17 protein-coding genes are annotated in these 21,816 nt (G+C 72.7%); 11 read left to right on the top strand and 6 right to left on the bottom strand.

What is annotated here, in order from left to right; genetic code table 11:
* Positions 1 to 24 precede the first annotated feature (24 nt).
* The gene (locus tag ACIBK8_RS15315; RefSeq protein ID WP_393687892.1) at positions 25 to 699 is read right to left on the bottom strand and encodes a response regulator transcription factor; all 675 of its coding nucleotides are present in this window, start codon (positions 697 to 699) and stop codon (positions 25 to 27) included.
* Between the two features lie 313 nt (positions 700 to 1,012).
* Between ACIBK8_RS15315 and ACIBK8_RS15310 the strand changes: the two genes are divergently transcribed.
* The 3 genes from ACIBK8_RS15310 (at position 1,013) to ACIBK8_RS15300 (ending at position 3,551) form a co-directional block, all read left to right on the top strand.
* The gene (locus ACIBK8_RS15310; RefSeq protein ID WP_399042279.1) at positions 1,013 to 1,150 is read left to right on the top strand and encodes a hypothetical protein; all 138 of its coding nucleotides are present in this window, start codon (positions 1,013 to 1,015) and stop codon (positions 1,148 to 1,150) included.
* A 263-nt stretch (positions 1,151 to 1,413) separates the two neighbouring features.
* A complete protein-coding gene (locus tag ACIBK8_RS15305) occupies positions 1,414 to 2,238 on the top strand; it encodes an alpha/beta fold hydrolase (RefSeq protein ID WP_399042277.1) in 825 nt (274 codons plus the stop codon).
* Complete coding sequence (locus ACIBK8_RS15300) at positions 2,235 to 3,551, top strand: cytochrome P450 (RefSeq protein WP_399042275.1); 1,317 nt, start codon at positions 2,235 to 2,237, stop codon at positions 3,549 to 3,551. The genes ACIBK8_RS15305 and ACIBK8_RS15300 overlap by 4 nt, the downstream gene beginning before the upstream one ends.
* 32 nt (positions 3,552 to 3,583) lie before the next feature.
* Here the strand turns inward: ACIBK8_RS15300 and ACIBK8_RS15295 are convergent, their stop codons facing one another.
* A complete protein-coding gene (locus ACIBK8_RS15295) occupies positions 3,584 to 4,603 on the bottom strand; it encodes an Lrp/AsnC family transcriptional regulator (RefSeq protein ID WP_399042273.1) in 1,020 nt (339 codons plus the stop codon).
* 107 nt (positions 4,604 to 4,710) lie between these two features.
* Here ACIBK8_RS15295 and ACIBK8_RS15290 point away from each other — a divergent pair, with 107 nt between their 5' ends.
* The 4 genes from ACIBK8_RS15290 to ACIBK8_RS15275 all read left to right on the top strand — a co-directional run bounded on the left by ACIBK8_RS15290 (position 4,711) and on the right by ACIBK8_RS15275 (position 10,671).
* Positions 4,711 to 6,162 carry an MFS transporter gene (locus tag ACIBK8_RS15290; RefSeq protein WP_399042272.1) on the top strand — a complete coding sequence of 484 codons (1,452 nt, stop codon included), beginning with the start codon at positions 4,711 to 4,713 and terminating at the stop codon, positions 6,160 to 6,162.
* Between the two features lie 115 nt (positions 6,163 to 6,277).
* Entirely contained in the window at positions 6,278 to 7,480 is a 1,203-nt protein-coding gene (locus ACIBK8_RS15285; protein WP_399042270.1) for an amidohydrolase, read from the top strand.
* A 342-nt stretch (positions 7,481 to 7,822) separates the two neighbouring features.
* The gene (gene dhbC / locus ACIBK8_RS15280; protein ID WP_399042269.1) at positions 7,823 to 9,028 is read left to right on the top strand and encodes an isochorismate synthase DhbC; all 1,206 of its coding nucleotides are present in this window, start codon (positions 7,823 to 7,825) and stop codon (positions 9,026 to 9,028) included.
* Positions 9,025 to 10,671, top strand: coding sequence for a (2,3-dihydroxybenzoyl)adenylate synthase (locus ACIBK8_RS15275; RefSeq protein ID WP_399042267.1), 1,647 nt, complete (start codon positions 9,025 to 9,027; stop codon positions 10,669 to 10,671). Before dhbC ends, ACIBK8_RS15275 begins: the two co-directional genes overlap by 4 nt.
* Before the next feature lie 217 nt (positions 10,672 to 10,888).
* Here the strand turns inward: ACIBK8_RS15275 and ACIBK8_RS15270 are convergent, their stop codons facing one another.
* Positions 10,889 to 11,884, bottom strand: a complete 996-nt coding sequence (locus ACIBK8_RS15270; RefSeq protein ID WP_399042266.1) for an XRE family transcriptional regulator — start codon at positions 11,882 to 11,884, stop codon at positions 10,889 to 10,891.
* A 342-nt stretch (positions 11,885 to 12,226) separates the two neighbouring features.
* Here ACIBK8_RS15270 and ACIBK8_RS15265 point away from each other — a divergent pair, with 342 nt between their 5' ends.
* Complete coding sequence (locus ACIBK8_RS15265; protein WP_399042265.1) at positions 12,227 to 12,607, top strand: glycine-rich domain-containing protein; 381 nt, start codon at positions 12,227 to 12,229, stop codon at positions 12,605 to 12,607.
* Between the two features lie 66 nt (positions 12,608 to 12,673).
* Complete coding sequence (locus ACIBK8_RS15260; protein WP_399042264.1) at positions 12,674 to 13,318, top strand: class I SAM-dependent methyltransferase; 645 nt, start codon at positions 12,674 to 12,676, stop codon at positions 13,316 to 13,318.
* Positions 13,319 to 13,418: 100 nt separating this feature from the next.
* On the opposite strand, the gene ACIBK8_RS15255 is transcribed toward ACIBK8_RS15260, so the two are convergent.
* From ACIBK8_RS15255 to ACIBK8_RS15245, 3 genes are all read right to left on the bottom strand, one after another.
* On the bottom strand, positions 13,419 to 14,402 hold the full coding sequence (locus tag ACIBK8_RS15255; RefSeq protein WP_399042262.1) for an ABC transporter substrate-binding protein: 984 nt from the start codon (positions 14,400 to 14,402) through the stop codon (positions 13,419 to 13,421).
* 88 nt (positions 14,403 to 14,490) lie between these two features.
* The gene (fes, locus tag ACIBK8_RS15250) at positions 14,491 to 15,804 is read right to left on the bottom strand and encodes an enterochelin esterase (protein ID WP_399042260.1); all 1,314 of its coding nucleotides are present in this window, start codon (positions 15,802 to 15,804) and stop codon (positions 14,491 to 14,493) included.
* Positions 15,801 to 16,949, bottom strand: a complete 1,149-nt coding sequence (locus tag ACIBK8_RS15245) for a nucleotide disphospho-sugar-binding domain-containing protein (protein WP_399042259.1) — start codon at positions 16,947 to 16,949, stop codon at positions 15,801 to 15,803. The genes fes and ACIBK8_RS15245 overlap by 4 nt, the downstream gene beginning before the upstream one ends.
* 130 nt (positions 16,950 to 17,079) lie before the next feature.
* On the opposite strand from ACIBK8_RS15245, the gene ACIBK8_RS15240 reads away from it, so the two are divergent.
* Positions 17,080 to 20,742 (top strand): ABC transporter ATP-binding protein, encoded by a 3,663-nt coding sequence (locus tag ACIBK8_RS15240; protein ID WP_399042257.1) that lies wholly within the window; start codon positions 17,080 to 17,082, stop codon positions 20,740 to 20,742.
* Positions 20,739 to 21,806, top strand: coding sequence for a glucose-1-phosphate thymidylyltransferase (locus ACIBK8_RS15235; RefSeq protein ID WP_399042256.1), 1,068 nt, complete (start codon positions 20,739 to 20,741; stop codon positions 21,804 to 21,806). Before ACIBK8_RS15240 ends, ACIBK8_RS15235 begins: the two co-directional genes overlap by 4 nt.
* Positions 21,807 to 21,816: the final 10 nt, after the last annotated feature.

The raw sequence follows: 21,816 nt of genomic DNA, 5'->3' as shown, positions 1-21,816 counted from the left end.
GCTCCTGTCGGCCGGTGGCGGCCCTCACGAGATGTATCCCTCGCGCAGGGCGTACGCCACGGCATGCGCGCGGTTGCGCAGGTTCAGACGGGTCGTCAGGCCCTGCATGATGTTCTTGACGGTGCGTTCGGAGTAGGCCAGCTTGCGGGCTATTTCACCGGTGTCCATCCCTTCGGCGACCAGCCGGAGCGCGTCGACCTCCCGCTGGTTGAGCCCGGACGGGCGACCGCCGGGGGCGCCCACGGTGCCGGGCCGCAGCGCGCCGACCTGACTGATCAGCCGCCCGAGCAGGTCGGACGGCAGATCGCCGTCGCCGCGGTGGGCGGCGAGTACGGCCTGCAGCAGCCGCTGTCCGGTGGCCTCGCGCCGCCAGACGATGGCGCCCACCCCGCATTCGATGATTTCCAGCAGTTCCGCCTCGCGTATCAGGCTGACCACCAGGACGGCGTGCAGCCCGTCGCTGCGCACCAGCCGGCGCAGCCAGGAGAACATCGTCTCGTCGAGGGTCTCGGTGAGCAGGACGGCGACGCCGCCGCCCTGGGCGTCCGCCTCGTCGACGAGATCGATCACCGGGTGCTGCCGCAGCTGGCTGATTGTTCCTTCTCGGGAGATCGGATCCGGCGCGTGGACCACGACGGGAATCCGTTTCGCGGGTTCCGCCACTGCCGTCCGGAAAGAGCCGCGCAATTGTCCTCCCATGCCCATCGCCGTCCTGCTCAAGTGCTCATGTCGAGTCGGCTGATGCTGCATTTCCTCGCTTCGTGTCCCGTAGCTTACCGAGCCCAAGACGTGGCCCTTCGCGAACCCGGTTGCCTTGGTGGTCCGTTGTAACTGAATTGTCGAAAAGCGGGCGCTGGGGGGTGTTGTGCCGTGGCATGGTGGCGTACCGTGCCCGGGAATCGGATGTGACATACCGTCAATTACACGCTGTAAAAGAGCGAATGAGTCAAATCGAGAGATCCGCGGGAAGGTGCGGGCACATGGGCCACCCGTGTTGCCGTACGGACTCGAAATGGGCACGCTTCTGTGCCGGATCGCCGAAATGGCGCACCGGTCACGGGTGAAGAGCGCCGCGTTTCTTGCCCAGGTTTTTGCCCAGCATTCCCTGTCGCCTGTTGTTGCCGTGAATATTCCTCCGGTGGTGCGGTGACGGAAGGTCAGGGAAAGGGGAATCCGCCGCCGGTCCGCACGCCGTGCGCCGAGTGCCGGTGCCGGCGGGCGGACGGGCCCGGCGGCGGATGTATCCGTACTGCGCAGGACGTACGCGTACGGGCGTTCGGTTGCGGTCCGGTGCGTACGGATCACCGGCGCCCCGCCCGCCGCGCCCTTGCCGGGCCGGGGAGTTCGGGTCAGGGTGGGGCGTGGCGGCCGGTCCGTGGCCGCCCGACCGGCCGTCTGCTGTCTGGAGCGCGCGTGGCTTCCTTCGTCCTCCCTCATGTCCTGCACGGCGACGGGCCGCACAAGGTCATCGCCGTACACGGCTGGTTCGCGGACCGGTCCGCCTTCGACGCGGTGCTGCCCGACCTCGACCGGGACGCGTTCCAGTACGCGGTGGTCGACCTCCGCGGCTACGGCGGGGCGAAGGACGAGCCCGGCGCGTACACCACGGCCGAGGGCGCGGCCGACGTCCTGGCGCTCGCCGACCGGCTGGGCTGGGAGCGGTGTTCGCTGATCGGGCACTCGATGGGCGGCAGCGTCGTCCAGCGGGTGCTGGCCGCGGCGCCGCACCGTGTCCGCAGGCTCGTCGGCATCTCACCGGTGCCCGCATCCGGGGCCGGCCTGTCACCGGAGCAGTGGGAACTGTTCGCATCGGCGGCGCACGCCCCGGAGAGCCGGCGGGCCATCATCGACCTCACCACCGGCGGGCGGCGCCCCGCCGCCTGGCTCGACCGCATGGTGCGCAGGTCCCTGGAGCGCAGCGACCCGACGGCGTTCCGCACCTGGCTGGACTCCTGGGCGCTGGAGGACTTCGCGGCCGAGATCGACGGCTCGCCGGTACCTGCGCTTGCGGTCGCCGGGGCGCTCGACCCCGCGCTCTCCGCCGACGTGATGCGCGCGACCTGGCTGCGCCGGCACGCCGCGGCCACCCTGGTCGAACTGCCGGGCGCCGGGCACTACGCCATGGACGAGACCCCGCTGGAACTGATCCGCACGGTCGAGGACTTCCTGCGCGCCGACGGAGACGGCGGACCGGCAGGGCTTGCGGCGCGCACCGGCGACGGGCCGGACGCCGCATGACGCGCCCGGCGGCCGGCGGAGCACCGGCGGCGCCCGGCACACCGGACCTGCCCGACGTGCCGGACGTCTTCGACCCCCGTATCTACACCGGCGGCCTGCCGCACGCGGCCTACCGGCGGCTGCGCGACCGGCATCCGGTGGCCAGGCAGGAGGAGCACGAGGTACTGGGCTGGCCCGCGGGCCCCGGCTTCTGGGCCGTCACCCGGCACGCCGACGTCGTCCGCGTCCTCAAGGACGCCCGCACCTTCTCCTCCCGCCTGGGCGCCACCCAGATCCGCGACCCCGACCCCGCCGACCTGCCGTTCATCCGCCGGATGATGCTCAATCAGGACCCCCCGGACCACGTCAGGCTGCGCCGGCTCGCGGGCCGCGCCTTCACACCCCGTCGCATCGCACGGTTCGAGGACGGGGTGCGCGAGCGGGCCCGCGCCCTGCTGACGGCGTCCGTCGCCGCCGCCCGCGACGGGGACGGCGTCCGCGATCTCGTCGCCGACGTCACGGACGAGTACGCGCTGCTCAACCTCGCCGACCTGCTGGGCGTCCCGGCCACCGATCGCGGCCTGCTCCTGGAGTGGACCCGGCGCGTCATCGGCTACCAGGACCCGGACGAGGCAGGGCCGTCCGCCGCCGGGCAGGACGGGCCGCCCGCCGATCCGCGTTCCCCGGCGATGCTGGGGGACATGTTCGGCTTCGCGCGGGACCTGGCCGCCCACAAGCGGCGCCATCCGGGCGACGACCTCATGACGGTCCTCGCGACCGACCGCGAACTGGCCACCACCGAACTGGAGATGTTCTTCTTCCTGCTGACCATCGCGGGCAACGACACGGTGCGCAGCGCGGCACCCGGCGGCCTGCTGGCGCTCGCCCGCCACCCCGGCGCCTACCGTGCGCTGCGTACCGGGGAGGCGGCGACGGCGACGGCGGTGGAGGAACTGCTGCGCTGGCATCCGCCGGTGCTCAGCTTCCGCAGGACCGCCGCCCGCGACACCGAACTGGCGGGCCGCCGCATCAGGGCGGGCGACAAGGTGGTCGTCTTCCACGGCTCGGCCAACTTCGACGAGCGGGCCTTCGCCGACCCGCACCGGCTCGATCCGGCCCGCACCCCCAACCCCCACGTCTCCTTCGGCGACGGCCCGCACGTCTGCCTGGGCGCGCACTTCGCGCGCCTGCAACTGCGGGTGCTCTACGAGGAGACCTGCCGCCTGCTGCCCGCCCTGGCCGTCGGGGGCCCGCCGCAGCGCCTGGTGTCGAACTTCATCAACGGCCTGAAATCGCTGCCGCTGCGCCTGACGGACGTACCGCACCGGAGCTGAGCCGCACGGCGGGGACCGCGCCAGGTCCCCTGCTACCAGGGCGCGATGGGCCGCACGCCGATGCGGCGGCCTTCGTCGTCGAGCAGATGGCCCATGCGCTTGACGGTGTGCAGGCCCACGATGCGGTCGGTGACGGTGAGGGTGGGGAGCCGCGCGCACAAGGCGGCCTCGCGGCGCTGGATGTCGCCGATGTCGTGCACCCAGAGCGTGGCGAAGATGTTGGCCGACCCGGTGACACCCGCCACCAGACGGCACTCGGGGGAGGCCGCGAACGCACGGTGGACGGCGTCGATGTCGCGGGCCGGGGCCCGGCCCAGGAGGGAGACCGGGACGGGGCGGCCGGCGAGCGGTGTGGCCAGGTCGCAGCGGAAGGTGAGGACCCCGGCGTCGGTCAGCCGGTGCAGGCGGCGGCGGACGGTGGCCGGGCTGGTCGCGGCGCGGGCGGCCAGTTCGGACCAGCCGAGGCGGCCGTCGCTGACGAGCTGGTCGATCAACAGGCGGTCCACGGCGTCGAGTTCGACGGCGCGTATCCCGTTCGGCGCCGGGTGCGCGGTGGCGCCGAGCGCGGTGAGCTGGGCGGGGTCGAGGGAGCGCAGCCGCCAGCGGCTCCCCTCGACGTACAGGGACGTGGCGAACAGGCAGCTGACCGCGGTGATGCCGGGCAGTCGGTCGAGCTTCCCGGTCAGGAAGCGGCCGAGCGCGGGCAGGTCCGGGGTCAGCACGTCGAGCAGCAGGTCGGCGCTGCCAGGTCCGGTCACCTCGATGGTGACGGCCTCCGTGCACCCGCTCAGCTCCGCCGCCAGGTGGGACCTGGCCTCGGGACGGCAGCGGAGCAGCACGAACGCGGTGCAGCGGCTGCGGGTGAACTCCCGCCCCGGCGCCGCGTACACCCACGCCAGACCGGCCTCGGTCAGCCGCTCCCAGCGCCGCGCCAGGGTGCTCGGGGTGACGCCGAGCAGCGGCGCGAGGTCGGCCCAGGAGGCTCGGGGCCGTAGCTGCAGGGCGTTCACCAGCGCGAGATCCAACTCGCTCGCGGTGACCGTTTCTTGCATCAGGTGTGCTCCGTACGTCCGAATCCGTCGATTTCCGCGCCCGCTCGTACCCCGGCCCGCACAGTAACCACCACTGTCGGTTTCCGGCCACCGGATGAGGTGAGACTGTGTCCACTCCCGAGTCGTCCCCCAGGCCACGGGCGATGCGTTCCACCGCCCTGCTCGGCGCGATGGCCGTCGTGGTGCTGTGCAGCGGGATCGTGCAGGGCTACCTCACGCCGCTGCTGCCCGCGCTCGGCCCGCTGCTGCACCTCAGCAGCGTCGGCCAGAACAACATCTACCTGCTCTCCCAGCTCGCCTTCGCGGTGCTGACGCCGCTGCTGTCGCGGCTCGGCGACCTGTACGGGCACCGCAGACTGCTCCGGATCGCGCTGGCCATGGTGGCGGGCGGCTCGCTGCTGATGGCGGCCTGGCCCTCCGCGGCGACGCTGGCCGTCGGCGTGCTGCTGCAAGGCGCCCTGGTGGGCTTCTTCCCGCTGCTCGTGGGCATTCTCAGGTCCCGCGCGCCGGAGCGGAACCGCACCGGGATCTCGCTGCTCGTCGGCGTGCTGCTGATCGCGATCGGCGTGGGCGGCCTGGTGGCCGGGGTGCTCAGCGAACGGCATCCGGCCGCGGGGCTGTGGACGGCGGTACCGGTCGCCGTGCTCGCCCTCGTCGCCGGTCTGCTGCTGCCCGACAGCGACGTACCGCACGGCGGACGCTTCCACTTCGGGGCGGCGGCGCTGCTCACCGTGGGTCTGGTGGCGCTGGTGCTGGTCCTCGCGCAGGGCGCCGCCTGGGGGTGGGTGTCGATACCGACCCTGGGGCTCGCGCTGGTGGCCGTGGTGGCGCTCGCCGCCTGGGTCGCGGTCGAGCGCCGCGCCGCGCATCCGCTGGTCAGCGTGCGGATGCTGAGCAACCGGCGGCTCGCGGTGGTCAGCGGCTACACCTTCTGCGCCGCCTTCGGCACCATCGGCTTCCTCGGCGCCAACGCCCTCTTCCTGGGCGCCTCGCCTGCGGACGCGGGCTACGGCATGGGCCTGGGGCCGCAGGCCATCGCCACCGTCTCGCTCGGCATGGTGACCGCCGGGTTCGCCGGCTCCGCGCTCACACCGCGGCTGGCCCGGCGGGCGGGCGACCGCGCGGTGCTCGCGGCCGGCGGACTGCTCGCCGCGCTGGGCTTCCTGGGCATGGTGCTCTGCCACGGCACCCTCCCCTCGTATCTGACGTGCGCCCTGGTCGTGGGCCTGGCGACGGGGGTGTTCGAGTCGATCGGCAGGACCCTGTCGGCCGAGGTCGTCGACGCGCAGCAGACCGCGCTCGCGGTCGGCATCAACGAGTTGGCGCTGTCGCTCGGCGCGGCCATCGGCGCCGCCGTGACCGGCGCGTTCTTCGCCGCGCACGCGGACCGGGGCACCGGGCACATCGCCCTGTCCGGCTACCTGTGGAGCTGGAGCTGCTGCGCGCTGGTCGCCGTCCTGGGCACCGCCCTGGCACTGCGCTACCGAGGCCCGCGCCCGGCCGTGGCCGATCCGGCGCCACAGGCCGTCCCGCAGACACCGGGCACGAAGCTCGCATGACGGACGGACCGACGCACGGACCGACCGGACGCGGGACACCACGCACCGCACCCGCAGTTCGCACCCCGCACACCCCGCACAACCGCACACACCCCACAGGAATCGGGAGGCCCGTATGAGCACCGGGGCACCGCACGGCACCGGAACCGACGACGCGCGGCGCGCAGTGGCCGCTGCGGTCCGCGACTGGCGCGACCGGCTGCTGGCGCTGAGCCACAGCCTGCACGACGAGCCCGAGATCGCGCTCGCCGAACACCGCTCGGCCGCGAAGATCGCGGACCTCCTGGCGGACGCGGGGTTCACGGTCACCCGGGGCGTCGCGGGGCTGCCCACCGCCCTGGTGGCGGCGCGGGGTTCGGGCGACCTGGTGGTCGCGTTCTGCGCCGAGTACGACGCCCTGCCGGACATCGGCCATGCCTGCGGGCACAACGTCAACGGCGCCGCGGCGGTCGGCGCGGCCATCGGCCTGGCCGCCGTCGCGGACGAACTGGGCCTGACCGTCAAGCTCATCGGCACCCCGGCCGAGGAGGACATCGGCGGCAAGGCGCTCCTCCTGGAGGCCGGGGTCTTCGACGACGTCGCCGCGGCGATGATGGTGCACGCCGCGCCGGACGACACCGTGGGTGCCTCGTCGCTGGCCATCGGCGCCTGGGACATCACCTACCGGGGGACACCGGCGCACGCGGCGGTCGCCCCCTGGGAGGGTGTCAACGCCCTGGACGCGATGACCCTCGCGCACACCGCGCTCGGACTGCTGCGGCAGCAACTGCCGCCCGGCGCCGTGGTGCACGGCATCGTCACCGACGGCGGCCAGGCCGTGAACGTCATACCGGCGCGCACCGGCGCCCGCTACGAGGTCAGGGCCCCGACGCTGGAGGAACTGGCCCGGGTGCGGCAGAAGGTGCGGGCCTGTTTCGAGGCGGGCGCGCTGGCCACCGGCGCCGAGCTGGAGCTGCGGGTGCACGGCCGGGACTTCGCCGAGCTGTGCCAGGACCCGTACCTGACGGACGCGTACGTCAGGGCGGCCGGCAGTCTGGGCCGGTCGGTGGCCTCGCGGCAGGGGGAGACGCTGGCCTCGACGGACATGGGCAACGTCTCGCGGCTGCTGCCCGCGATCCACCCCACGATCGGCTACGACACCGGCGGCGCCAAGCAGCACACCCCTGAGTTCGCCGCGTACGGGAAGAGTCCGGGCGCCGACCTGGCGGTGCTCGACGGCGCCACCGCGCTGGCCCTGACCGGCGCCGAGCTGGCCGGGTCCGCGACCCAGCGGCGCCGCCTCATCGAGGGGATGGCTGCCCGGCGGACGCGCCCCTGACGCCGCCGCGCGCTGCGGCGACACCGCAGTCCCGATGCGCACGAACCGACCACGGCGCCACCAACACCCCCTACTTCCCTAGGAGTTGATGAACCGCGATACCCGAGGGAACGGCGATTGACCTGCCCTTGATCCGCCATTTGCGATTAGGTTAGGCTAACCTAATCCTTCTGGCGGGTTTTGTTCGGTCCGATCCGGGCCCGGCGGGGCCGCCGGCCCGTGCGCGCACTTCGGCATGCCCATAGCCGAGGGGCTGCACGGTCCGGCGGCTCGCTGCGTCCCGCTGCCGTCACTCGTCCAAGCCGGTTCCCCTGGCGGGAACTTCGCAGAAAAGGAGCCCCCGTGCCGACCGCACCCCACGTCGCCCCGCACATCCCGCCGACCGGTCCGGCGCACCCCGCCGTGGGAGCCGCCACCGGACTCCTGGACGCCTACGCGCCGGGCGACCGCTTCCTGGCCACCCCCACCCGCACCCTCCTGGCCCGCGGAGTGCACCGCGAAATACCCCATGACGAGAGACCGTTGCCCCAGCGGGTGGCGGACTCGCTGGAGGCGGCCCGCGCCGCAGGGTGCAGCGAACCGGTCGCCATCGGGGCCACCCCCTTCGACCACACCGCCCCCTCGGCCCTCGTGATAGCCGACGAGATGCGCAGCGGACCGCCGCTCGCCGCCGACCCGCTCATCGCGCTCCCCGCCGACGCGCCGTCCGGCACCGACTGGCAGATCCGCCCGCGCCCCGCGCCCGAGACGTACGGCGCCGGCGTCGCCTCCGCCGTCGAGCGCATGTGGCGCGGCGAGTTCAGCAAGGTCGTGCTGGCCCGCACCCTGGAACTGAGCGCACCCGAGCCGCTCGACATCCCCGCGATGCTCCAGCGGCTGGCCCGCCGCGACCCGTCCGGCCACACCTTCGCCCTGCCCACGGCGCCGGGACGCACCCTCATCGGGGCCAGCCCCGAACTCCTCGTCTCCCGGCACGGCAACCGCGTCGTCGCCAACCCGCTGGCCGGCTCGGCGCCGCGCAGCACCGACCTCGCCGAGGACGTACGCCGCGCCGCCGCGCTGCTCCAGTCCGCCAAGGACCTGCACGAACACGCGGTCGTGGTGGACGCGGTGCAGCAGGCGCTCGCCCCGTACTGCACGGCGATGCAGGTGCCCGCCCGCCCCACGCTGATCCGCACCGCCGCCATGTGGCACCTGTCGACCACCGTCCAGGGCACCCTCGCCGCGCCGGACGCCTCCGCGCTGGAACTGGCCTGCGCGCTGCACCCCACCCCCGCGGTCTGCGGCACCCCCACCGAGACCGCGCGTCAGGTCATCGGCGAGACCGAGCCGTTCGACCGCGGCTTCTTCACCGGCATGGTCGGCTGGGGCGACGCCCGCGGCGACGGCGAGTGGGTGGTGACGATCCGCTGCGCGGAAGCCGAGGAGAAGGCGCTGCGGCTGTACGCGGGCGCCGGCATCGTGGCCGCTTCGGAGCCCGCCGCGGAAATCGACGAGACGGCCGCGAAGTTCCGCACCTTCCTGCACGCGGTGGGAGCCGAGCTGTGAGCCACACCCCCACCCCGTCGTGGCCCGCCGCATACGCCGAGCGGTACCGCGCCGCCGGCTGGTGGCGCGGCGAGACCTTCGGGCAGATGCTGCGCGAGCGCGCCGCCGCCCACCCGGACCGCACAGCGCTTGTCGATCCGGCCGCCGGATCCCGCTGGACCTACGCCGAACTGGACGAACGGGCCGACCGGCTCGCGGCCGGCTTCGTCGCGCGCGGCATCGCCCCCGGCGACCGCGTCGTGGTCCAGCTCCCCAACACCGCCGAGTTCTTCGAGGTCGTCTTCGCCCTCTTCCGGATCGGCGCCCTCCCGGTCTTCGCGCTGCCCGCGCACCGCGAGACCGAGATCACCTACTTCTGCGCCTTCACCGAGGCCGCCGCCTACGTCATCCCCGCCGAGCACGGCGGATACGACTACCGCGAACTGGCCGCGAAGGTCCGTGCCGAAGTCCCCGGCCTCGGCGCGGTGTTCGTGACCGGCGGCGACCCCGGCCCCTTCGAAGCGCTGGCCGACGTGCCCCGCGACCCGGTGCCGCTCCCCGGGCCCGCCCCGCACGACCTGGCGTTCCTCCAGCTCTCCGGCGGCAGCACGGGCATCCCCAAGCTGATCCCGCGCACCCACGACGACTACCTGTACTCGGTGCGCGGCTCCAACGAGCTCTGCGGCGTCGACGAACACAGCGTCTACCTCTGCGTGCTGCCCGCCGCGCACAACTTCCCGCTGTCATCGCCCGGCACGCTCGGCGCGCTGTACGCGGGCGCCCGCGTGGTGCTCTGCCCGCAGCCCAGCCCCGACGTCGCCTTCCCGCTGATCGAGCAGGAGCGTGTCACCCTCACCGGCGTGGTGCCGCCGCTGGCGCTGGTGTGGACGGAGGCCGCCCCGTCGACGACGTACGACCTCAGCAGCCTCGACGTCCTGCTGGTGGGCGGCGCGAAGTTCAGCGAGGAAGCGGCGCGGCGGGTGCGTCCGGCGCTCGGCTGCACCTTGCAGCAGGTCTTCGGGATGGCCGAGGGCCTGGTCAACTACACGCGCCTGGACGACCCCGAGGAGACCATCGTCACCACCCAGGGGCGCCCCATCTCGCCGGACGACGAGATCAGGGTCGTCGACGACGAGGACAACGACGTGCCGCCCGGCGCGCCCGGCCATCTGCTGACCCGCGGCCCGTACACCATCCGCGGCTACTGGCGGGCGCCCGAGCACAACGCCACCGCCTTCACCGCCGACGGCTTCTACCGCACCGGTGACATCGTCCGGCAGACCCCGACCGGCCACCTGGTGGTGGAGGGGCGGGCCAAGGACCAGATCAACCGCGGCGGCGAGAAGATCGCGGCCGAGGAGGTCGAGAACCACCTGCTCGCCCACCCGGCCGTGCACGACGCCAACCTCGTCGCGGAGGCCGACCCCTACCTCGGCGAGCGCACCCGCGCCTACGTCATCCTCCGCGCCGGCGCCGAGCCACTGAAGCCGGCCGCGCTCAAGGCGTTCATCCGCGGCCGTGGCCTGGCCGCGTACAAGGTGCCCGACCGGGTCGAGTTCGTCGAGGAGTTCCCGCAGACCGCCATCGGCAAGATCTCCAAGAAGGACCTCCGGGCGGCGGCCGTCCGCGGGATGCAGGAGGCGGCGACGCCCACGGGGGACTGACCGGACCGGATCGACGAGAACACGATCCGCTGGACCTGGTTCGTGCCTTCATGGAACCGGGTGCTTCACGGCACATGATCTTCCGGCCTGCACAAACACCCCCTTCATGGGGGGGTGTTTGTGCAGGATTTCCCCGCGATCATCATCGGGTTTCCGCTGGTCAAGTCACTGCGGGCCCAGTGTTGTCCATGCGTGGGGCACGTTGCCGGGACATGGATCAGAGCGCGACCCCGGAGAGCTTCGACAGCCTGACCAGTTCCGGATTGCTGCGTCGGTGCAGGGACGACACGACCCGGAACGCCTCCCGCCACATAGGGTGGATGCGGGCCATCTGGGGAGCCGCTTCCCAGGCAACAGTCAGGTTCTCCAGAGCCCCGTCACGGTCGCCGAGGTCGAGTTGTGCCCGCGCCATGTTGATATGCGTCGGAGCGATCCGGGTGGGCGGCAGTCCCTCCAGAACGGTGTCGATGTCCTCGGCCGCGCTCAGCGCCTCCCGAGGTTTGCCCAGGTCCAGCCGGGTGGCCAGCACATGGGTAGCCGTGTTCCGAGGCCCGAAGATCATGTGGTGACGGTTCCAGTCCCGATCGAACCACTCGGCCGCCTCCGCCGCGGACCTGATGTGCCTTTCAGCCTCGCGCTTGCCCTCCGCCTTGTCTTTGAGCCGCCCGGCCAGGGTCATACCCCGGAGGTTCAGCACACCGACCGCGAATGCGCGTTCCTGGCCTGACAGGCGGCTCTGAGCCGCAGCGATGGCGCGGTCAACCATGGTCAGCCCCGCTTCGAAGTCTCCACCGTTGAGGTATGCCCCGGCGCGGTCCCGTGCGGCGAGAGCAGCGCCCAGGGGGTTGGCCTGCTGTTCGATGGCCCATCGCTGACGTGTCACCGCCAGGTCTGCCATATCCATCCAGCGATGCCGCGCGGCGACCCAATAGACGGTGCTGTAGACGTCCGAGAGCGCCGCCCAGGCTTCTGCCGTGTTGGCGGCATGCGCGTAGGCCGTGGCGTCCCTCAGCAGCTTCGGGAGCATCCTCAGGAGCCGGGTCACCTGCACGTCGTCCCGGAGCCGGCCAACTGTCTCCAAGGTGGCCTCGATCTGGCCTTCGTGGACTTCCCGGGCTCCGGGCAGGTCATAGTCCCTCACAGCCGACCGCAGCGCTGACAGGTCCGCCTGGGAGTCCTGTCGCACGGCGACTTTGCCCAGGACTTCCGCCATGGTGAGCCCGAGCGGCTCGGCCAGAGCAGCGGCGACGGCAGGCGTCAGGGTCCTGTCCCCCTCTCAGCTGTGCAAACTCTGTGCAAGTTCCTTATCCGGCAACCGCGTTGACTGAAGCAGGCAGGGGAGTGGCAGCCCGGTACGGCCGCCGCGCCGGCGAAGCGCTACCGCACGTGTGCGGCCTCGTGATCCTCCGAGGCAGGAGATGAGCCGGTTACGGGGCTGCGTGCGGAAGGCGGTTTCAGCGCACCACTCAACCGAGAGAAAGGGATCACGGTGACAACAGCAGTGAAGCTCAGGGATCCACGGGCGTGCGTAAGCCCCGAAGTCTGGGAACGTGAGGTGCGGCTGATCATGCGGGACCACCGCATGGACCGGGAGTTGGCCGAACGCACCTTCGGTCAGACCGTGGCCTACCTGGTGACGTCGGTTGAACGCCCGCATGTGGACATGGGACCGGCCCGACGCGTAGATCTCGGTGTTCACACGTTCGTGCTCGACACGATCAACTACACGGACTTCTGCAGCATGGTCGCCGGACGTTACATCCACCACGTCCCGCACATTCCCGAGCAGAACTCCGGTGGACGGTACGTCCTGCGGGACACGGTCGAAGCCATCAAGGCCGCTGGGTTCGCCATCGACCGCGAACTGTGGAACGCCGCGGAATCGGACTGTTCCCAGTGCCACGCGGGATGCAGCGACAGCCCGGTCGGCACGTAGCAGGACGCGCCATACTCGGTGGCTCCCTCCGATCCTGGGGGAGCCATCCTGCACGAGAGGAACGGCATGGAAGCAGTCACCGCAGTGTGGGAGCGGTACGCGGCGGGCCGGACCCCCAGAAGAGCCGTGAACGCCGCCGGAGCCACCACGTGGCTCAACTGGACTCAGCACGCCGACCACGGCCCCAACGAGTCCCTGCTCGGCCCTGTATGCGGGCGCCGGGTGCTGGAGCTGGGGAGCGGTACTGGCTGTAACCTCGCCCACTTGGCACAGCTCGGAGCCAGGTGTGTCGGTATCGACATCGCACCGAGTCAACGTGACAAGGCGGAGGCGCGTTGGGGAAGCGTCCCCGGCCTCATCTTCCGGACGGCAGAGGCAACGGAGTTCCTGACCCGCCACCCCGACAGCTTCGACGTGGTGTTCTCGGTCTTCGGCCCGGTGTGGTTCACAGATCCCGCAACGCTCCTGCCGCTGGTGCGGCAGGGCCTGGCTGAGGGCGGAGTGTTCGCCTTCAGCCACAAGCCACCGCAGGCTGATCCGAGACCTGGGAACCCGCTCCGTGAAGCGCGGGCGGTCTCACGCTGGGACCACTCACCCCAAGAGTGGACGACCCTCTTGACGTCAGCCCGCTTCACCAACATCACGACGGAGATCATCGATCCCCCGGACGGGGAATCCGAGGGAACACTGCTGGTGCGTGCCGAAAGGTGACACGGCGGCTACCGCAGACAAAGAAGCCCCGGCCTGCGCGGGGCCCCTTCGTGCACCCGGCCGGGCCGCGCGGTGAGGGCGGCGGCCCGGTCGGACGGTGTTACTTCGCCATGGCCGACTTGATGTCGTCGAGCACCTTCTGCGCGGCGATCGGGCCGCCGGAGCTGTTCCAGGCGGCGCCTTCGACGACCACCACGTGGTGGTCCTTCTCGGCCTTCAGCTTGCCGAAGTTGGGTACCTTGCGGGCCTCCTGGTACGCCTGCTCGCCGGACGCCTTGTCGCCGAGGGCGCCGAAGAACAGCCAGTCGCCGTCGATGGTGGCGAGCTTCTCCAGGCTGACCGGCTCGCTGTGCCCGACGCTCTCGCCCTGCTGGTTCGCGGGTCGTTCGAGGCCGAGTGCGGAGAGGGTGGAGCCGACGTGGCCCTTGCCCTTGCCGACGACCGAGGGGGCGCCGTCCTGCCAGCGGACGACGCTGGTCACCGCGCCGGCGTTGCCCTTGAGGGAGGACTTGGCCGCGGTCACGTCCTGGTCGAAGCGGCCCAGCCACTTCTTGGCGTCCGCCTTCTTGTTGAGGGCGTCGGCGGTGGCCGTGAAGGCCGTCTTCCAGTCCTCGTTGAGCTTGGCGGTGAGGACGGTGGGGGCGATGCCCTGGAGCTTGTCGAGGACCCGCTTGGAGCCGACGGTCTCGTCGAGCAGGATCAGGTCGGGCTGGAGCGAGGCCAGCTTCTCCAGGTCGGGCTCGGCGACGCTGGCGACGATCTGCGCCTTGTCCGCCTTCTTGGCGAGGTAGGCCGACACGCCCTTCTGGCCGCGGCCCGCGGTGGCGCCGATCGGCTCCACGCCGAGGGCAAGCGACGCGTCGAGGGTCGGCTCGCTGAGCGTGACGACCTTCTTGGGCGCCGTCGGCACGGTGACCTTCTTGCCGAGCGCGTCGGTCACGCTGCGGGTGCCGGACGACGCGTTCTTCGACGAGCCGTCGTCGCTGCCGCAGCCGGTCAGCACGAGTGCTCCGGCGAGCGCCGTCACCGGCAGCACCACGGCGGCGCGGCGGGCGGGTCTGCGGGAGGGGGAAAGGCGGGACACGGGGGCTCCTTGAGGTGAGAGGGGGAGAGGGGGAGAGGGGAGGGGCCGGGTGGTCCGGCCCGGGGGAGGGGCGGTTGAGGCCGGTGGGTCAGTGGCCGAGGAAGGACACCAGGCCGTCGGCCAGGCCGCCGCGCCAGCAGGCGTAGTCGTGCCCGCCGTTGAACTCGGTGCGGGTGACCGGGTAGCCGCGGCGGTCCAGGACGTCGTGGAGGGCACGGCTGTGATCGACCATGGCGCCTTCGTGCAGGCCCACGTCCAGGTGGACGCGGATGTCCCGCTTCTCGGCGTCGGCGAAGTGCTGCGCGAGCCACGGCGTGCCGCCGGCGGACTGCTTGGGCACCTGGTGCGGCAGGCCGGGCCGCCACCACAGCGAGGGCGACTGGGCCAGCGCGTTGCCGAACCGTTCAGGACGCAGGAAGCAGGCGTACAGCGCGGCCATGCCGCCCAGGCTCTGGCCCGCGACGACGGTACGGGCGGGGTCGGTGGTCAGCGGCCAGCGTGCCGCGGCCCAGGGCAGCAACTCGTCGGCCAGGAACGCGACATAGGGGTCGCGGGCGCCCAGCTCCCGCCACCGGGTCGCGCGGTCCACCGACTCCGGTGCGAGCACGGCGAGCGGCGGGACGGCGCCGTCGGCGATCAGCGCGTCCAGGGTGTGCCGGGTGTCCAGGCCGCCGAACCACATGTCGCCGTCGCACAGCACCAGCACGTCGAGCGCGGCCGTGGCGCCGCCGGGCGGCAGGTAGACCTGGACGGGGCGGTCGGCGCCGAGCGCGGCGCTGGGCAGCGTGTGCCGCTCAACGGTGCCCTGCGGCACTCCGGGGCGTGCCTCGCGCCACGGCTGCGCGGGCGCCTGGTCCAGCTCGAACAGGGAACTCCCGGCCTCTTGCCAACGGCCGTTGAGGGAGCGGCGGTTGAGCGGGTCGGGCACCGCGTGCGAGGTGAGCGCGCGCAGCCGGTCCTGTACGGCGGCGGGGGTGGCGGGCTGCGGCCCCGTCGAGATGTCGGCGACCATCCGGTACGAGCCCCGGTGGTCGGCGCGCAGCCGGTAGGTGCGGTACCAGATGTCGGTGTCCGGCAGCCGGTCGAGCAGCGAGCCTGCGAGGTGGTCGCGGTCCATGAGGCGGTTGGCGAGCAGCAGGACCTGGCGGGTGGCGCGGTGGCCGCGCCACAGGAAGGTGACGGCGCGGTGGCCCGGGTCGCCGTCCAGCGGCTCGACCAGCGGCGTGCCGCTCTCCTCGACCGCCGCCCAGAACTCGGCCACCAGGGCGTCGCGCGCGTCGGGTACGGCCGCCGCGAGACGGTCGGCGAGGCCGGTGAGGCGGGGGCTTTCGGCGGGCCGGGGGAGCGGCCGGGCGCCGTCGGCCGCCGGTCGCGCGGACGCGCTGGGTGCGGCGCCGCTCATCCGGAGTTCCCGTGGCGGCGGGCCAGCTCGACCAGGCGCGGGACGAGGTCGGCGGGGCTGGGCATGGCGGCCATCTCGGCGGCTGCCGCGCGGGCTTCGGTGCGCAGCCCGTCGTCGGTCAGCAGCCGTTCGACGAGCGCGGGGGTGAGGTCGCCTGGGCCTTCGGGTACCAGTCCGCAGCCGCGGTCGCGGACGGCTGCCGCGTTGGCCGGGCGGTCGGCGCCCTCGCCGAGGACGATCTGCGGCAGTCCGGAGTCCAGGGCGGTCAGGGTGGTGCCGGCGCCGCCGTGGTGGATGACGGCGTCGCTCGCCGCCAGCAGCGCGTTGAGCGGCACCCAGTCCACCGGGCGGACGTTGCCGGGCAGCGGGCCGAGGTCGCTGAGGTCGGCGCCGCCCAGCGCGAGGACGAACTCGGCGTCGGTGGCGCGGGCCGCGTCGACCACCCACTGCACGGGCGAGACGCCGTCGACGACCGGGCGCACAGTGCCGAGCGTGACGGCTATCCGCGGGCGTGCGGTCGGCGCGTACAGCCAACCGGGCAGTTCGGCGCCGCCGTTGTACGGCACGTAGCGCTGGAACCAGCGGTCGGGTTCGGTGGTGCGGCTCATGCCGGGCGGGGTGACGTCGAGCCAGGCGGCAACGGGGTCCGGGCCCTTCAGGCCGTGCCGGTCGTAGGCGTCGGCGAGTGCGTTGTTCATCATGCCGACGTGCGCGGAGGTGTGGCCGAAGCCGACGGCGTGCAGGACGGACGGGATGCCGAGCTTCGCGGCGACGAGCTGTCCGACGACGCCGTTGGGGGTGTGCACGACCAGGTCGGGGCGCCAGTGGCCGGCGATCTCCGTCATCCGGTCGGCCATCTCGTCGCTGAAGAAGGAGAAGCCCTGGCCCCGCGCGGGCTTGCCGCGCTCGCCGGGGGACGGCGGCTTCTTGCCTTGGCGGTCCTTCTCCAACTGTGCGTAGAGCGCGTCCGGGTCGATGCCGGGCGCGCAGTCGACGGCGGGCAGGCCGGCCCGTGCGGTGTGTCCCACCGCGGCTCCGCAGGTGGCCACGAGCACGTCGTGGCCGGCCGAGCGGAGCGCCTGGGCCAGCGGAACCATCGGGTAGAGCAGCCCGAAGAAGGGCGGCCCGGCGAACAGGACACGCATAGTTCCCCATCTCTGATGTGCCGTCAAAAGTCATTCGCGGCCTGAGGGTGGCCGGGATTTCGCCCGTTTCGTCCGACGGAATCGGGCCACCCCGGAACAATCACTACTTAGCTTAGCCTAAGCTAAGTTCGTGCTTACCGGATCAGCAACGCCACCCGGCTGGATACGCAGGCTCGCCGCCGCCTGCCGCCGCCACCCCCTGCTCCTGACCGCCGTCCTCCTCAGCTCCGTCTTCGGCACCGGGCTCGAAGCCTTCGGACCGCTGCTCGCCGGCCTCGCGGTGAACGACGCCGTCCAAGGCCACACCGACCGCATCGGCCCGCTCGTCGCCCTGCTCGCCGCCCTCGCCCTCGTCCAGTTCGGGGCCGAGTTCACCCGCAGGTTCGCCGCCGGCAAACTCGCCCTCGCCGTCCAGCACCGGCTGCGCACCCAGGTCTTCGGCGCGGTGCAGCAGTACGACGGTGTCCAGCAGGACGCCCTGCGTACCGGCCAGGTCGTCTCCCGCGCCAACAGCGACCTGCAACAGGTCCAGGTCCTGCTCGGCATGCTCCCCATCCCGATCGGCGTCGGCGCCCTCTTCCTGGTGTCGGCCTGCGCCATGCTCTGGCTGTCCGCGCCGCTGACCCTGGTCGCACTGACCGTCGTCCCCACCCTCGCGTTCACCGCGGCCCGCAGCCGCACCCGCCTGGTTCCGGCCACCCGCGGCGCGCAGGCGCAGGCCGCCGCGCTCGCCGAACACGTCGAAGAGACCGTCACCGGCGTCCGCGTCGTCAAGGGATTCGGCCAGGAGGAGCGCGAGACGGACCGGCTCACCGCCGCCGCCCGCCGCCTCTTCGCCCACCGCATCACCGTCTCCCGGCTCCAGGCCACCGCCACCGCCACGATGGCCGCGCTGCCCGCCGCGGGACAGGTCGGCATCCTCGCGTTCGGCGGCTGGCTCGCGCTGCGCGGCAGCATCGACGTCGGCACCTTCCTCGCCTTCGCCGGCTACCTGACGCTGCTGGCAGGCCCCGCCCGGCTGCTCGCCAACTTCACCGTCACCGCCCAGCAGGCCCGCGCCGCCGCCGAACGCGTGGGCGAACTCATCGACGCCAGGCCCGACGTCACCGACGCACCCGACGCGCTGCCGGTGCCCGACGGGCCGCTGGAGATCGAACTGCGCGACGTGACGTTCGGCTACACCCCCAGCGACCCCGTCCTGCGCGAGCTGTCCCTGACCGTGCGGGCCGGCGAGACCCTCGCCGTCGTCGGCCCGCCAGGATCCGGCAAGTCCACCGTCTCGCTGCTGCTCAGCCGCTTCTACGACCCCCAGTCAGGCAGCGTCCGCCTCGGCAGACCCGGGGCGGCCACCGACCTCACCGGCCTCCAACTCGCCTCGCTGCGCTCCGCCGTCGGCACCCTCTTCGAGGACCCGTTCCTCTTCTCCTGCTCGATCCGCGACAACATCGCCTACGGCCACCCCGACGCCACCGACGACGAGGTACGCGCCGCCGCCGAAGCCGCCGGCGCCCACGCCTTCATCAGCGAACTGCGCGACGGCTACGCCACCGAGACCGGCGAGCGCGGCCTCGCACTCTCCGGCGGACAGCGCCAGCGCATCGCCCTCGCCCGCGCCCTGCTGTCCGCCCCGCGCGTCCTGGTGCTCGACGACGCCACATCCGCCGTCGACCCGGCCACCGAAGCCGCCGTCCAGGCCACCCTGGCCGCCGTCGCCGAAGACCGCACCACCGTCCTGATCGCCCACCGCCGCGCCACCCTCGCCCTCGCCGACCGCATCGCCGTACTCGACTCCGGACGCCTCGTCGACTGCGGAACCCAGGACGAACTCACCGCCCGCTGCGCCGTCTTCCGCGAACTGCTGGCCGGCACCGGCGGCTCCGTCGACGAACGCACCCGCACCCGGCAGCACACCGACGAGGGCGTCACCCCCGAACTCTGGCCCGAACAACAGGACCAGGACCCCGCGGGCCGGGCCGGCGCCCCCGACCACGACCCGGACCTCGCCCCCGGCCCGCTGCGCGCCCCCGACCCGCACATCTCGCTGCGCCGGCTGCTGCGCCCGGTACGGCTGCCGCTGCTGCTCGGCCTCGCCCTGCTCGCCGTCGACACCGCAGCCGGGGTCGCCCTGCCCCTGCTGGTGCGCCGCGGCCTCGACGACGGCGTGAGCGCCCACGACGGCACCGCGCTGACCGTGTCCGCCCTGCTGGCCGCCCTCGCGGTGGCCATCGCCTGGGCCGCCTTCACCCTCCAGGGCCGGATCACCCGACGGGCCGGCGAACGCGTCCTGTTCGGCCTGCGGGTCCGCGCCTTCGCCCAGCTCCAGCGGCTCGGCATGGACTTCTACGAACGCGAACGCGGCGGCGCGATCATGACCCGCATCGTCAACGACATCGACGCGCTCGCCTCCTTCCTCCAGACCGGACTGCTCACCTCCGTCGCCTCGCTCGCCACCGTCACCGGCGCGGTCTGCGCGATGATCGCCGTCCACCCGCCGCTGGCCCTCGCCGCGCTGGCCCTGCTGCCGGTCCTGCTCATCGCCACCGCCGTCTTCTGGCGGCTGTCATCGGCCGCGTACGACGAGGCACGCCGCCGCATCGGCGAGGTCAACTCCAGCCTCCAGGAGAACGTCAGCGGCCTGCGCACCGCCCAGGCCCAGTCCAACACGGCAGGCTCGGCACAGGACTTCGACAAGCTCTCCGACGCCTACCGCGCCAGCCGGCTGCGCGCCCAGCGCTACGCGTCCGTCTACTTCCCCGCCGTCAACCTCTGCGCCGAACTCTCCCGCGCGCTGGTCCTGCTGGTCGGCGCGGGCCAGGTCGCGTCCGGCGCGCTGAGCCCCGGCGTGCTGGTCGCCTTCATGCTCTACCTCGGGATGTTCTTCGCCCCCGTCCAGCAGCTGTCCATGGCCTTTGACAGCTACCAGCAGGCATCCGTCGGCCTGCGCCGCACCGTCGAACTGCTCCGCATCCCGTCCACCGTCGCCGAACCCGACGAACCCGCGCCGCTGCCGGGCCGCCTGACCGGCGAGATCGTCCTGCACGACGTCACCCACACCTACCCGGGCGCCGACCGGCCCTCGCTCCACCCCACCGGGCTGCGCGTGGCGCCCGGCGAGACCGTCGCCCTGGTCGGCGCGACCGGCGCGGGCAAGTCGACGGTGATCAAACTGCTGGCACGGTTCCACGACCCCGGCACCGGACACATCACCGTCGACGGCACCGACATCCGCCGCTGGCCCGCCGCCGGCTACCGCAGGCTGCTCGGCTACGTCCCGCAGGAAGCCCACCTGTTCACCGGCGACCTCGCCGACAACATCCGCTACGGACGCCCGGACGCCACCGACGCCGAGGTGGAGGCCGCGGCCCGCGCGGTCGGTGCCCTGGACACCGTCGTCGCCCAGCCCCACGGCTTCCGCCAGCCCGTCGGCGAGCGCGGCCAGTCGCTGTCCGCCGGACAGCGCCAGCTGATCGCCCTCGCCCGCGCCGAACTCGTCGACCCCGGACTGCTGCTCCTCGACGAGGCCACCGCCTCGCTCGACCCGGCCACCGAAGAGGCCGTCGCCCGCGGCATGGAACGGGCGGCTGGCCGCCGCACCACCGTCGTAGTCGCCCACCGGCTGGCCACCGCCGCCCGCGCCGACCGCATCGTCGTCCTCGACGGCGGACGCATCACCGAAGAGGGCACCCACGAGCAGCTGCTCGCCGCCGGCGGCGGCTACGCCGGACTGTGGCAGCACTACACCGCGGGCGCCGCCACCGACGCCCCGCACACAACGGGAGTGAACCAACCGTGAAGGCACTCGTCCTGGCAGGCGGCACCGGCAGCAGACTGCGGCCGATCACCCACACCTCCGCCAAACAGCTCGTCCCCGTCGCCAACAAACCGGTGCTCTTCTACGGCATCGAATCGCTGGTCGCGGCAGGCATCACCGAGATCGGCATCGTCACGGGCGACACCGCACCCGAGATCGAGGCGGCGGTCGGCGACGGCACCCGCTTCGGCGCCGAGATCAGCTACCTGCCCCAGGAGCGCCCGCTGGGCCTCGCGCACGCCGTCCTCATCGCCCGCGACTGGCTCGGCGACGACGACTTCGTGATGTACCTCGGCGACAACTTCATCGTCGGCGGCATCACCGAACTCGTCGAAGGCTTCCGCGCCGACCGCCCCGACGCCGGGATCCTGCTCACCAAGGTCGCCGACCCCACCGCCTTCGGCGTCGCCGAACTCGACACCGAAGGCCGTGTGACGCGCCTGGAGGAGAAGCCCGCCGCGCCGCGCAGCGACCTGGCACTGGTCGGCGTGTACCTCTTCACCCCCGCCGTGCACGACGCGGTACGGGCCATCGGCCCCTCGGCCCGCGGCGAACTGGAGATCACCGACGCCATCCAGTGGCTCGTCGACCAAGGGCACACCGTCAGCCCCACCGTCATCAGCGGCTACTGGAAGGACACCGGCAACGTCACCGACATGCTGGAGGTCAACCGCTCCGTCCTGGAGGACGTCGACCCCGCCAGGGACGGCACCGTCGACGCGGACAGCGAACTCATCGGCCGGGTACGGGTCGAGGCCGGCGCCCGGGTGATCCGCTCCCGCATCGTCGGCCCCGCCGTCATCGGCGCCGGCAGCGTCGTCACCGACGCCTACGTTGGCCCCTCCACATCGGTGGCCGATGACTGCGTGATCACCAGCAGCGAAGTCGAGTTCTCCATCGTCCTCAGCGGCTCGCACATCGCCCACGCCGGACGCATCGAGGGCTCCCTGATCGGCCGCGGCGTCCGCGTCACCGGCGCCGACCGGGCACCGCGCGCCCACCGCCTCGTGCTCGGCGACCACAGCCACGTCCGGCTCACCACCTGACCGCCCCAAG

This window comes from Streptomyces sp. NPDC050161 (assembly GCF_044460025.1).
In the GTDB taxonomy this organism is placed as follows: domain Bacteria; phylum Actinomycetota; class Actinomycetes; order Streptomycetales; family Streptomycetaceae; genus Streptomyces.
This window is presented reverse-complemented; position numbering and strand designations above follow the sequence as displayed.